The 13,895-nt window shown below is 28.9% G+C and carries 9 protein-coding genes and 1 riboswitch; of the genes, 6 read left to right on the top strand and 3 right to left on the bottom strand.

The window, feature by feature from the left end:
• Positions 1-177 precede the first annotated feature (177 nt).
• Both BM027_RS04245 and BM027_RS04240 read left to right on the top strand, forming a co-directional pair.
• Positions 178-1,317, top strand: a complete 1,140-nt coding sequence (locus tag BM027_RS04245; protein ID WP_090089071.1) for an acyl-CoA dehydrogenase — start codon at positions 178-180, stop codon at positions 1,315-1,317.
• A 698-nt stretch (positions 1,318-2,015) separates the two neighbouring features.
• A complete protein-coding gene (locus BM027_RS04240) occupies positions 2,016-3,461 on the top strand; it encodes a DEAD/DEAH box helicase (protein ID WP_090089069.1) in 1,446 nt (481 codons plus the stop codon).
• A gap of 374 nt (positions 3,462-3,835) precedes the next feature.
• Here the strand turns inward: BM027_RS04240 and BM027_RS04235 are convergent, their stop codons facing one another.
• Positions 3,836-5,575 carry an ATP-binding cassette domain-containing protein gene (locus BM027_RS04235; RefSeq protein ID WP_090089066.1) on the bottom strand — a complete coding sequence of 580 codons (1,740 nt, stop codon included), beginning with the start codon at positions 5,573-5,575 and terminating at the stop codon, positions 3,836-3,838.
• Between the two features lie 427 nt (positions 5,576-6,002).
• Here BM027_RS04235 and BM027_RS04230 point away from each other — a divergent pair, with 427 nt between their 5' ends.
• Positions 6,003-7,142, top strand: coding sequence for an AlbA family DNA-binding domain-containing protein (locus BM027_RS04230; protein ID WP_090089064.1), 1,140 nt, complete (start codon positions 6,003-6,005; stop codon positions 7,140-7,142).
• Between the two features lie 389 nt (positions 7,143-7,531).
• Here BM027_RS04230 and BM027_RS04225 read toward each other — a convergent pair whose 3' ends face one another.
• Positions 7,532-8,509: a CAP domain-containing protein gene (locus tag BM027_RS04225; protein WP_090089062.1), complete on the bottom strand. Its 978-nt coding sequence runs from the start codon at positions 8,507-8,509 to the stop codon at positions 7,532-7,534.
• A 641-nt stretch (positions 8,510-9,150) separates the two neighbouring features.
• Positions 9,151-9,396 carry an IS66 family transposase gene (locus BM027_RS04220; RefSeq protein ID WP_423230315.1) on the bottom strand — a complete coding sequence of 82 codons (246 nt, stop codon included), beginning with the start codon at positions 9,394-9,396 and terminating at the stop codon, positions 9,151-9,153.
• A gap of 144 nt (positions 9,397-9,540) precedes the next feature.
• Here BM027_RS04220 and BM027_RS18795 point away from each other — a divergent pair, with 144 nt between their 5' ends.
• The 3 genes from BM027_RS18795 to ade all read left to right on the top strand — a co-directional run bounded on the left by BM027_RS18795 (position 9,541) and on the right by ade (position 13,794).
• Positions 9,541-9,915: an HRDC domain-containing protein gene (locus tag BM027_RS18795; protein ID WP_090089060.1), complete on the top strand. Its 375-nt coding sequence runs from the start codon at positions 9,541-9,543 to the stop codon at positions 9,913-9,915.
• Between the two features lie 84 nt (positions 9,916-9,999).
• Positions 10,000-11,673 (top strand): AAA family ATPase, encoded by a 1,674-nt coding sequence (locus BM027_RS04210; RefSeq protein ID WP_090089059.1) that lies wholly within the window; start codon positions 10,000-10,002, stop codon positions 11,671-11,673.
• 204 nt (positions 11,674-11,877) lie between these two features.
• A riboswitch (purine riboswitch) is annotated at positions 11,878-11,977 on the top strand.
• A gap of 71 nt (positions 11,978-12,048) precedes the next feature.
• On the top strand, positions 12,049-13,794 hold the full coding sequence (gene ade, locus BM027_RS04205) for an adenine deaminase (RefSeq protein ID WP_090089057.1): 1,746 nt from the start codon (positions 12,049-12,051) through the stop codon (positions 13,792-13,794).
• Positions 13,795-13,895 lie beyond the last annotated feature (101 nt).

Raw genomic sequence — 13,895 nt, 5'->3', positions numbered from 1 at the left:
ATATATATAAATATCCCATAAAAGTAAATAAGGAAAAATTAAAATAAGCGTATCCCACAAAAAGTAAAAATGAAAGAAAAATGAAAAGATGTCCCACAAAACAAGAAAAGGAATTAAGAAAAAACAATTGATATCCCACAAATTAAAAAAAGGAAAAAAGGAAGGCAGGAGATTAATATGAATTTTAGACAAGATGAAAACCATGAACAATTACAAGAAATGTATCGCGAGTTTGCAGAAAATGAGGTAAAACCAATCGCAAAAGAAATTGATGAAAGCATGCGTTTTCCAGAAGAGAATGTAGCAAAAATGGCTGAAATGGGCTTACTTGGAATTCCATTTTCTGAAGAATACGGCGGAGCAGGAATGGACACATTAAGTTATGTACAATGTGTAGAAGAATTATCTAAATGTTGCGCGACAACAGGTGTTATTGTTTCAGCACATACAAGTCTTTGTGCAACTCCAATTCATGCTTTTGGTACAGAAGAGCAAAAAGCAAAATATTTAAAACCACTTGCTTCAGGTGAAAAATTAGGTGCATTTGGATTAACAGAACCTGTTGCTGGAACTGATGCCTCTATGCAAAAGACAACAGCGGTACTTGAAGGAGACCATTATGTATTAAATGGAAGCAAGATTTTCATTACAAATGCAGGATATGCAGAGATATATATTGTTTTTGCTATGACAGATAAGAGCAAGGGAACAAAGGGTATTTCAGCATTTATCGTTGAAAAAGATTTCCCAGGTTTTTCTGTTGGAACTCATGAATTAAAGATGGGAATTCGTGCATCTTCTACATGTGAATTATTCTTTGATAACTGCATAGTTCCAAAGGAAAATCTTTTAGGAGAAGAAGGTAAAGGATTTGGAATTGCAATGGCGACTCTTGATGGAGGACGTATTGGTATTGCAGCACAAGCTCTTGGTATTGCAGAAGGTGCAATAGAAGAAACAGTAAAATATGTTAAAGAGCGTGTTCAATTTGGAAAATCAATTTCACAATTCCAAAATACTCAATTTGAACTTGCACAAATGCGTGCAAGTACAGAAGCTGCAAAACTTTTAGTATATCAAGCAGCATGTGCAAAAGATGATCATGAAAAATATACACATTTAGCTGCTATGGCAAAATTGGTTGCTTCTAGAAATGCTACTGATGTAACAAATCGTTGCCTGCAATTATTTGGTGGCTATGGATATTCAAGTGATTATCCAATTGAAAGAATGATGCGTGATGCTAAGATAACAGAAATCTATGAAGGAACATCAGAAGTTCAAATGATGGTGATTTCAGGATGGATGCTTAGATAAGCCATATTTTAAAATCTAATAAATTTGCTCTCTAGTTAAACACAATCAAAAAATAATAGATTAAATATCAATTATATTGAACTAGCATTTTTTGATTGTGCATTAAACCTATTTAAATAAACTATGAAAATAACAAGTTCAACTATATATTATAGGGAACTTGTTATTTTTTATGTCTTTAATCAGATGGAGTGCTTTTTTATTCTTTAGGAATTTATAATACATTTAAATCTGTGGATAACTTATATAATAAGCTAACAAAATACATTTGACAAAAACCTAAAGAATAAAAAACAAATATATTCGCCTGCCAGATTTTTCTCACATGCGTTCGAAAAGACAGATGCGTAAAAAAAATCTACGGCTCCATAGTCGCCTGCGATTTTTTTATTTGCTTTTAACTATTTTTGTTTGATTAATACGAGTTTTCATATAACAGAGGATGATTTTAATATTGAAATTAGCTTTGCAGCAGACAGATGACTACTCAAGGTTTGATTTATGTTATACTAGAGGTTATGAATGGGTCATAAAGGCCATTAATAATATACATAATACTATGATGAATAAATGGATAACCCTTATGTGTGAAACATAAAGTGAAACTTTTCAGGTGAAGTTTTACGGATTCTAGCTATAGGTAAAAAAGTATATTTGTAAAAATAATAGTAAAAAAATATAGGAAAAGAGATGATTAAATGATAAAAGCAAATTTTAATGATTATAAGTTAAGCAGTGAGTTATTAAAAGCAATTAGTATGTTAAATTTCAAGGAACTTACAAAAGTCCAAAAACAGGTTATACCGATTGCGTTAACGGAAAAGGATATAGTAGTAAAGTCTCAAACTGGAAGCGGGAAGACTGCAGCATATTCTATTCCTATTTGTCAATTAGTGGACTGGGAAGAAAATAAACCTCAAGCATTAGTGATTACACCAACAAGAGAACTTGCTATCCAAGTCAAAGAAGATATTTTTAATATAGGTAGATTTAAAAGACTTAAAGTATCTGCAATTTATGGAAAGTCCTCTCTATATGATCAAGAAAAGGAACTTAAACAAAAAACACATATAGTAGTTGGTACACCTGGTCGTATTATAGATCATATAGAAAAAGGTACATTTGATACATCAAAGATAAAGTATCTTATAATAGATGAAGCTGATGAAATGCTTAATATGGGATTTGTAGAGCAGATAGAAACAATAATAAAAAGCTTATCAAAAGAACGTGTGACGATGTTATTCTCAGCCACAATGCCAAAAGACATAGAGACTTTATGCAACAAATATATGAAAGATCCTATACATATTGAAATAGAGGCGCAAAATAAAGCAGCAGATAATATATGTCAAGAAAGATATAACGTAAATGAATTGGATAAAATAGAACTTTTAAGAGATATAACTATAATAGAAAATCCAGATAGTTGTATAATATTCTGCAATACAAAACAAAAGGTAGATGAAGTTTATAATGAGCTGGCAAATCTCCAGTATACTTGTAGAAAAATACATGGTGGAATGGAACAAAGTGATAGATTAAGAGTAATGAATAATTTTAAACAAGGTTATTTTAGATATCTGATAGCTACAGATGTTGCAGCTAGAGGTATAGATATAGATAATATCACGCATGTAATTAATTATGATATACCAGAAGACAAGGAAAGCTATGTTCATAGGATAGGAAGAACTGGACGCATAGGCAAGATGGGTAGAGCAATTACGTTTGTAACACAAAATGAAAGTAAGTTTTTAAATGATATACATGAATATATCGGTAAAGAGATTCTTTTGAAGGGAAGACCTTCAATGGAAACTGTAAATAATTTCAAACAAGAATTTGCTTTGAAAATGAATACAAGACCTGAAATTAAAGAAATAAAAGGTGCTGAGCTTACTAAAGAGATTATGAAATTACATATTAATGCAGGTAAGAAAACAAAGATGAGGGCTGTAGATATTGTAGGCACACTTTGCAATATTGAGGGCATGACAAAGGAAGATATAGGAATCATCAATATAGTTGATATATCTACCTTTGTAGAAATATTAAATAATAAAGGGGAATGGGTGTTTCAGGAGTTACAAAAAACACCTATCAAAGGCAGACTTCGTACCGTAAGTAAAGTAGATATATAACAGGTAGGATTCCTGTATGATAAAGGTTAGCAATTAGTCCCTTCGGTTCTGATAAGCCCTCTGAAGATTGAAAATATTACCAGAAATTTAATGCTTAGTGTTTCATAAAAACTCCATCTCAAGAAAAGAAAGAGTTCAAAGTACAAGTTGTTTAGTTTATTATAAATATAAAAAATAATGAGCCTAAATTAGAAAATCTTTCAAAGAATTTTCTAATTTAGGCTCTTAGATTTATGTGATTTTTTAATAAAAATTGTGATTTTATTAAGAATAATTTTATCTGCTTTTGTTTGATAAGAGGTAAGCGTCAAAGAATTAACGCCTAGATATAGCTAAACCCCTTTGCTAACGTCCTAAGTAAAAAAATATAAGATTTAAAGTAACTTAATCAGCGATTCTAACTCTTCAGATAAATTTTTTGCAAGCTCAAAATCAGTATTTTGTAAAGCTAATTCTATTTTCGTTTCAACTGATCTTTTCTTTTGTTCAATTTCTAAATAGTCTTTATCAAAATACTTCGCATAAATCATCTTTCTAAATTTTCGCATACTCATTTTTCTAATTGTCTTATCTTCAATAATTAAAACATAATCCACACAGTTTATTATAGAGTAGTAATCATGAGAAATCATGAGAATCGCACCGTCATAATTTTTTATGGCTTTTTCAAGTGCTATTTGCGAATAGGTATCTAAATGACTTGTCGGTTCATCTAGAAGCAACATGTTTGATTTACCAGCAGAAACTTTAGCTAATTGAAGTATATTTTTTTCTCCACCAGATAAAGATCCTATCTTTTGGTCAATGATTTGTTCGTCAAAACCATAGTTTGAAATATATGATTTAACCTCTTTATAAGTTTTAAATCCTGAATCTAAGAATTCTTCAAGTATTGTATTAGATTCATTTAGTATTTCTCCTTGAAGCTGAGATAAATAAGCTACTTCAACGTCAGAATTTATTTCAATAGCAGCATTATTATTTTTAAAGATATCTCTTAGTAGAGTCGTTTTTCCAGTACCGTTTGACCCAATAAGAGCTACTTTATCAGTAGATTTAATCTCAAAGTTAACATTTTCTAAAAGCATCTCATCAAAGCTAGCACTGTAATTATTAACTTTTAAAGCAATGATTTCTTCGATTTCATTATAAGTAGCTAAACGAATATTTGGTTGCTTAATATCTACAAATGGTGTTTTAATTCTACGATTTTCTAATCTTTCTTGAAATTTCATTCTAGCTTTTAGATATTTTCCAGCAGAAGTTTCACCTGTAATTTCTGCTCTATCTCTTAGTTTATTGATTATGTGCTCGTTTCTCTTAATTTCTTCATCATCAGCAATAGCTAGTTCCTGCAACTCAATTTTAGTTTGAAGTAATGTGAAGTTATAATCAATATATCTTCCATCAAACTCTTGAAGCTCCATATTTTCAAGGTGAATAATTTTATTAAAACAATGATTCAATAGATATCTGTTGTGCGTAATAACTAACATTATTCCCTTGTGAGAATTAATTAGATTTTTAAGAGAATTAAGGTTTTCAAAGTCTAAAAACACATCTGGTTCGTCCATAATAATTAAGTCTGGACTATTAAGCATTTCCTTAATCACTTGAATAAGTTTGAACTCACCACCACTAAGTTCAGATACCATTAGATCTTTATACTTGTTTAGGTTTGCAAGATTTAGTTTCTTAATAAGGTTGCTTTCGAAATCATCCCCACCAATTGCATCAAGTGAGTCTAAAGCTTGTTGGTACTTTATTAATAAAGTATCAATATCTGAAGATGTTTCCATTTCAGTACAAATAGATGTTATTTCATTTTGTAGCTTAATAAAATCTTCCCCTATATATTCGAAAACTGTAGTTTCTTTTGTTTTGTCTAGTTGTGAGAACTGACTTACATATCCAATTCTACAATTTGGGTCCATCTCGAGCTTACCATCGAACATATATTTTTCAGGATCCATAATTATATCTATCAGTGTACTTTTTCCACTACCACTTGTTCCTATAAAAGCGCAATGCTGATCATCTTGAAGCGTAAATGAAATCTTATTATATAAATCTTTTTGCGGAAATGAGTAGGACAAGTTATCAACTTTTATCATAGTATCACCTCTTTTTATCATTTGAAAAGAGCCTATAAAAATAAGCTCTTCAATATATAATCTTCATATAATCTCCCCAATCGCAATTTTGCAATTGGGGAGATTATGTAGTACCAATATTTTGTTTTGGTTTACCGCTTAAAGCATAACATTTTTTATGATTAATTTCAATCATTTCATAGCAACTTCAACACTTCGTGTCTCAGAAGTAGTTCTGGAGACAACAAAAATTTCTAAGTACAAGCATTTCATTAAATCTATATAGTATAGACATATGAGTACTCAAAACTAAATTTATGCTATAATTGAGGTAGTAGAATGGGTCATAATAAGACCATGAATAACGTACATGACAAGTCATATAAGGATTTATACTTGAATAAATATATTGTATTAATGGGGATTTTAATATTTATGTGGAGGATTTATGGATAAAAGAAAACTTATGTCATTGTTAAAGAGAGAGGAAGGAATAAAATTAGATTATAAATTAAAACTCGATTTTGTTACTGAAAGTGGAAAGAAAGAATTGTCAAAGGATATATGTGCAATTGCTAATACTGGATATGGGCGTGGATATATTATAGTTGGAATACAGGATAAGACAAAGAAGGTAATCGGTATTAAAAAAGTGGATTTGTTCACAGAAGAACAGATTCAGCAAATTATAACTTCAAGGTGTGAGCCACCTATACCTTTAAAGGTTGATTTTATTTATATAGATAATAAAAAGGTTGGAGTAATAACGATTTATGATGTTGGACAGAAGCCTTATCAGATTAGGGAAAATGGAGCTTTTTATATAAGAAGAGGTTCAACAACTGATGTTATGAGGAAACAGGAAATAATAACACTTCTAGAGCAGAATTTGAGTTTAACAATTGAAACGTGTCCTCTTGTTAATAGTAGAATAGACATGCTTAATATGGAGCTTGTAAAAAAATATTTTAGCCATAAAGGAATTGAAATTAATGATGAAAACAAAGAATTTTTGCTTCTTTCATCAGGCATAGCGTCACAAGAAAGAGACGGTACTGAGCTTAGATGCACATATGGAGGACTTCTTGTTTTTTCAGATGATAATTATCTTTGTATTCCTAATAATATGATAAAAATTGTGGACAACTTAAACAACGTTTATGGTGATGTTCATATTATTCAAGGGAATCTTTTAGATATGATAGATAAGGCAGAAAAGAAAATATCAGAAATAATTAAAAGTGATTATCCATGTTCAGCTATAACAGAAGCCATAAAAAACGCTGTTCTTTATAGAGAATATTTTGATTTAAATAGGATCATTGAAGTTTCTATAGAAGAGGATAATGTTATTGTTTCAAGTCCTGGAGAACTTATAGATGAAAACATTAATAGTGAAAGAACTCATTATAATAAAAGAAATATATGGCTTTATGAAAAGCTCACAACTTTAGATGACGAAAAGAGATTTTTAAATAATGGACAAGGTTTTAAACGAATAATAAATGCATTTAAAAATAGAAGAAAAGTTGAGTTTGTAAATTCAATAAGTGAGCATAGTTTTAAAGTAATTCTTCCTGGATGTTAAGAGAGTCTAATATATCATATTTTATTTTATTTGGAATTTAATAAATCAGTATGCTAATAATTTTATTTTAAGAAATATGAATGAGAGTCTATGTAATGTAGACTTTTAGCAAGGAGAAAACTTACAGTTTTCTCCAAATACCCCAGTGGTCATTAACAAATTGTGAACACAATTTGTTTTGCTATTATGATTGTATAAAAATAGTAAACTTTCTGATTTTCTTGGTAATACTACTTAATGTGTGTTATCGTACAAATTATAAAAGTATGCACAAAAAAGTGGATTCATATTGAATCCACTTTTTCCCCTTATATAGCTACCATGAATTTTATTTTGCGATAGCCCTTTTGTTTAATATCCACTATTTATTGAATATGTTTAATCTTATATTAATTTGAGAATGTTTGTGTTCCCATGAATTTATTATCCCCTTGAATAACACCTATACCAACCTTACCAAAATCAGGATTCATCATATTTGCTCTGTGTCCTGGTGAATTCCACCATTGAGTAAATAATTCAACTGGATCAGTAGTATTATATGCTATATTTTCTCCAGTTGTAGTATATTTATATCCTATTGTTTGTAACCAATCAACCCATTTAGTTCCATCTGGAGTAGTGTGATCAAAATAATTTAACTGTATCATATGATCACTTTTGTATCTAGCTACTTGTAATAACGTATTGTCCATAATTAATGGTTTTAACCCTGCTTCTGTTCTCTTTTGATTCATTAATTCAAGAATTTTATTTTCAGCACTAGCTTGTACATTTATAGGATATTTTTGTGGTAACTTTGCTAAGCCATTTACATCTACTGAATTACCATTGGTAGAAGTAGCATTACTTTGTGTTGTTATCCCACTTTTATTTGAACCTTGGTTATTGCTTGGTGTTGTTGCAACTGATTGATTATTATTAGGAGTTTGTTGTACAGTAGTATCTTGATTATTTATAGGTTTAGATGTCGTTGTAGTTCCAACGGCTTGCCCATTTTTATCAAAAGTATAAGTTTTACCTCCGATTGTTACAGTTCCTGTTTGCATTTCTCCTGACTTATTAAAATAATATGTTTTTCCATTGATTTTAATAAGTCCAACTTGTATTGCCCCTGTGCTGTCTGCATAATACCATTTTCCATTATCTTTAATCCAGCCTATATTCATAGTTCCATTACAGTCAAAGTGGTACCATTTATCTGAAATTTTCTTCCATCCATTAACTTTTTGATTTCCGTCTATATAGCTCGAAGTATTATTACTTGCTTTCTTCCATTCTGCAGATACTCCTAATGGAATTAAAGTGAACATTGTTGCTGCTACAACTACCGCACTTATTGTCTTTTTTAAAAAAGTTTTTTTCATTAGTTTTTCCTCTTTTCATCTTTTTATTTAGACACATTTTAATAAATTTAAATACTTTTTAAATTTACTTTTATGTTTTCAAGTTTGTTATGTCGTGTCCATGCCATAATACTAACATACTTTTGACAATGTTCAATCTTTTTTTATCTTGCCTAAATTGCGCTATTTTAAATCAACATCAAAGTTCTCAAAAAAGCTCTATGATTTGTGCTGTTTTCATTAAGCTATGCCTCCGCCCCCTACCATTAAATAGAATTTTTCATTGATTTTTTCGCATATTTTGAAAAAAAGTAAAATTTCATTACATTTTTTTGTTCTAATTACGATCATTTGTTAATAATAGCTACTTAATTATTATTATTTTTAACACAAATGCCTAAATGTACTTAAAATTAATTAGGCAACTAACTTATTATTAATCGACTAATTAGTAACATATGCTTTTTAATTTCATATATTAAAGTCTGAATCTAATTAATTCTTAAGCTAAATAAAAAGTTTTACTTATATAATAAAAAAATAGCTATCTCAAAATAAATTATTGTAATTATTCAGCCATAACAAATTAATTTATTTCTAATATAATATTAGATACAACAAATAGAGGTACTGAAATTTTAAGTACCTCTATTTGTTGTATCTTACACTAAGGTCGGATCAAATGGATTCAAAGTGAAAATTGAATTTAAACAATCCAATGTGTTTAACCCCTTTTTTCGAACCGTGGATACATATCCACGAATTCTAGTAAATGCATTTGCACCATTAATACTTCTAAATGTTCCTGAGATTTTTTGTTTAACCTTAGCCATATGTAGATCTCGTTCTGCAAGATTATTATCAAAAGGTATATTAAAGTTATGCATAAAAGCAAGTATTTGATTCATTCAGTAAGATTTCTAGTTTTTGTTTATGGTAAAATATAGTTATTGGGTTTAAATTGAAAGGGGAAAATTATATGGAATTTATAGGATTAATTATACTACTACTCTTGATTCCGAGAATTGTTAATTACAAAATGAAGAAAGAATATAGAGGAAAAATCAAAGCATATAGATAATATAAATGAAAATATTAAAAATAAAAAATGTAATACAACTAATAATCGAGCTAAAATTGTTGAATTAAGTTCTAAAGAAAATAATTTAATAGACAAAGAAAAGAATGAGAAAAATCAAGCAAGTGAAAATATAGATGAAAATAGCAAAATTTATAAAGAATTGAAAGAATATCGTTTAAATAAAAGCAAAGAAGAAAATGTTAAGCCTTATCTTATATACAGTAATGAAGGAATTAAAGAAATAATTAAGGCAAAACCTAAAACTTTAGATGACATTAAGATAATACCTGGATTTGGAAAAGTTAAATGTGAAAAGTATGGGGACATAGGCATTATATGCTTTTAGGTTTAACAATAAGATGTTTTTGGATATAATAGAGGTAATATAATTGATTACTGTAATGAATCAGTTAAAATATGGAGGTTTGTTATGAATTTAAAGCCACTACCAATAGGAGTAGATAATTTTGAAAAATTAATAACGAGAGATTATTATTATATAGATAAAACATTATTAATAAAAGACTTACTAGACAATAAAGCAGACGTGAATTTATTTACAAGACCAAGAAGATTCGGAAAAACTTTAAATATGAGTATGCTTCAGTATTATTTTGAAAAGAGAGAAGAAAATAACGCTTATCTTTTTGAAAATCTAAATATAATGAAGGCAGGAGAAGAGTACATTTCTCATATGGGACAGTATCCTGTAATTAATCTTTCTTTAAAATCCGCAAAACAACCTAATTTTGAACTTGCATTTAAATGCATGAAAGAAGAAATAACTAACGAATTTAGAAGACATGAGTATATCTTAAAAAGTGATAAATTAAATAATGAAAAGGAACAATATTTGAGAATTGTAAAAGGTGATGACGAAGATGGACTTTATATAACTTCATTGAAATTTTTATCTCAATGCTTAGAAAAGTATCATAACAAAAAAGTAATAATCCTTATTGATGAATATGATGTACCTCTTGAAAATGCGTTTTTTGAGGACTTTTATGATAAAATGATAGCATTTATAAGATCGCTTTTTGAATCAGCTTTAAAAACAAATTCTTCTTTAGAGTTTTCTGTAATAACAGGCTGTTTAAGAATTAGTAGAGAAAGTATATTTACAGGACTTAACAATTTAAATATTGTTTCAATATTAAATGATAGATATACAGAACATTTTGGATTTACAGATGGTGAGGTTAAAAAAATACTTAAAGATTACAAATTAGAAGAAAAATATGACGTTATAAAAGAGTGGTACAATGGCTATATTTTTGGGTCAACTAATGTTTATAATCCATGGAGTGTAGTAAAATATGTTTATGATTTGCTGCCAAATATAAATGCATTTCCTACATCGTATTGGGCAAATACAAGTTCAAATAGTATTGTTAAGAGTTTAATTGAAAAAGCAGATAGTGTAACAAAAAAGGAAATTGAGCTTTTGATTGAAGGAAAGACTATAGAAAAAAGAGTTCATGAAGATATAACTTATGATGAGGTATATGATAGTATGGAAAATCTTTGGAACTTTATGTTCTTTACTGGATATTTCAAAAAAGTTGGAGAAAGAATGGATGAAGAAGACAATCATTATATAACTCTTAAAATACCTAATAAAGAAGTTAAATATATTTTTAAAAACAAAATATTAAAGTGGTTTCATGATAAAGTTAAAGTAAAAGATTTATCTAAATTGTATACAGCTATTTTCAATAAAGATGTTGAAACCTTCCAAAAAGAATTAAATGTAATGCTTAGACAAACTATAAGTTTTAATGATGCTTATGAAAATTTCTATCATGGGTTTACTCTTGGAGTATTAGCTAATATGCATGACTTTTTAGTAAAGTCTAACAGAGAAGCTGGAGATGGCAGGAGTGATATTTTTATAAAATCACTTTCAATATTTGAGCCATGTGTGATATTGGAACTTAAAGTATGCGATAAACCTAAAGATATTTTTAAGAAATGTGATGAAGCATTAGCACAAATTGATGCAAAAAATTACGAAGAAGAACTTAAAGAAGAAGGATATGAAAATATAATAAAGTATGGTATTTCATTTTATAGAAAAGACTGTGTAATAAAAGTTAAATAATAGAATTTGTGGAATATATATAAATAGTATAAATTAAATGAAACAAAATAAAGTGTAAAAGAAAGTCTATATTAAGGTGACTTTTTTTGCTATTAATATAATCAATATATCAACAAAAACTGTTCTGATTTTTGTAAGGCAACAGGCTCTTACAGAAATTGAAAGACTATTGACAATGTATTTATAATGAGCTATAATAGTTTAAAAATTAATGAAAAAATTACTTGTATAACCTCAAGAATATGGTTTGAGGGTCTCTACCAGGAACCGTAAAATCCTGATTACAAAGAAAATTGATGAGTCTATTTTCTTTGTAATCAGGATTTTTTATTTTAAGCAAAATTAAATTGTTAATTTTAGGAAGGGGATTGTTTAATGAAAATTGATACGACTTTATTAAAGAAAAGAATTAAGGTGGCTAATAAGCAGGTAAAGGCAGATACTGTTGTGAAAAATGGGAAAATACTAAATGTTTTTACTGGAGAGATAACTGAAGGTGATATAGCTATTGTAGATGGAATTATAGCAGGTATTGGTCAGTATGAGGGAGAAAAAATTATAGATGCGCGGGAAAAAGTTATAGTCCCTGGATTTATTGATGGCCATATGCATATAGAAAGTACAATGTTGACACCACATGAATTATCAAAAGTGCTCATTCAACATGGTGTTACTACAATAATGGCGGATCCTCATGAAATTGCAAATGTTGCAGGTACAGAGGGTATTAATTTTATGTTAAATGCGTCAGAAGAATTGCCGATAGATGTGTTTATTATGCTTCCTTCATGTGTTCCAGCAACTTCATTTGAAAATAGCGGAGCAAAACTTGATGCAGAAGATTTACAACCTTTTTACACACATCCAAGGGTATTAGGACTTGCAGAATTTATGGATTTTTCATCTATAGTGAACTTAAATGAGGAAATGTTAAAGAAAATTATCAATGCTCATTTAAATGGAAGTATTATAGATGGACACGCTACAGGACTTAGTAAAGAAGAACTAAATGTATATGTATCAACAGGAATTTATGCAGATCATGAATGCGCAAATGTGAAAGAAGCAAAGGAACGTTTAGAATTAGGTATGTATTTAATGATTAGGGAAGGAACAGCAGCTAAAGAATTAAAAAAACTACTGAGTGTTATTACTCCAATAAATTCAAGAAGATGTATGTTGGTTACAGATGATAAGTTACCTGATGATTTGATTTTTGAAGGTAGCGTAGATCATAATGTTAGACTTGCAATAAAAGAAGGACTTGATCCAGTTACAGCGATTCAAATGGTAACAATTAATGCAGCAGAATTTTTTGGCCTTCGTAGTTTTGGAGCAATCGCACCAGGGTATCAGGCTGATTTATTAATATTAAATGAATTACAGAGTATTTCAATTGATAAGGTTTTAAAAAAGGGAAAATGTGTTGTAGAGAATGGGGAAATAAAGAAAGAAGCATTTAAAATAAATGATAATAGTAAAGAATTAGCTTTGAAGTTACCGAAGATAAATATGAAAGAGTTAGAAAAAAACGATTTTAAAATATCTTTATCTTCTGATTTATGTAATGTAATAGAAATAGTTCCTAATAGTTTAATAACACATCATAGAGTTGAAAAAGTTGATATAGATAAGGGGAATTTTAGTGTATCCATTTCTAAGGATCAATTAAAGATGGCTGTAATAGAAAGACATCACGCAACAGGAAATATTGGATTAGGAATTGTTAAAGGCTTTGGTATAAAAAGTGGAGCAATTGCAACAACGGTAGCTCATGATTCGCATAACATTGTAGTTGTTGGAACTTCTGATGAAGAAATGTTTTTAGCAGTTAATCATCTTAAAAAGATGAATGGAGGAATTGCAATTGCTTCAGGTAAAGAAGTTATAGCATCATTACCTCTTGCTATAGGAGGATTAATTTCTGAGAATGGCTATTTAGAGGTTCAAGAACAACTTAAAATTTTAAATCAAGCTCTAAGTATAATAGGATTTGATGCAGAGTTTAATCCTTTTTTAACTTTATCATTTTTAACCCTTCCAGTTATTCCAGAAATTAAGTTAACAGATACGGGATTGTTTGAATTTAAAACATTTTCTCATATAAAAGTTCAAGTTTGAAAAAATTTTTTAAGCTAAAAATGAAGCTAGAGAATAATGATATAAAATAGTGGATTTTAAAGGTCACCCTCGCCTCTATCATATATAAACTCAAATATTGA

The organism is Clostridium uliginosum (assembly GCF_900112485.1).
GTDB lineage: Bacteria > Bacillota > Clostridia > Clostridiales > Clostridiaceae > Clostridium > Clostridium uliginosum.
Note: the sequence above shows the minus strand (reverse complement) of the source record. Positions and strands in the feature narration are given on the sequence as shown.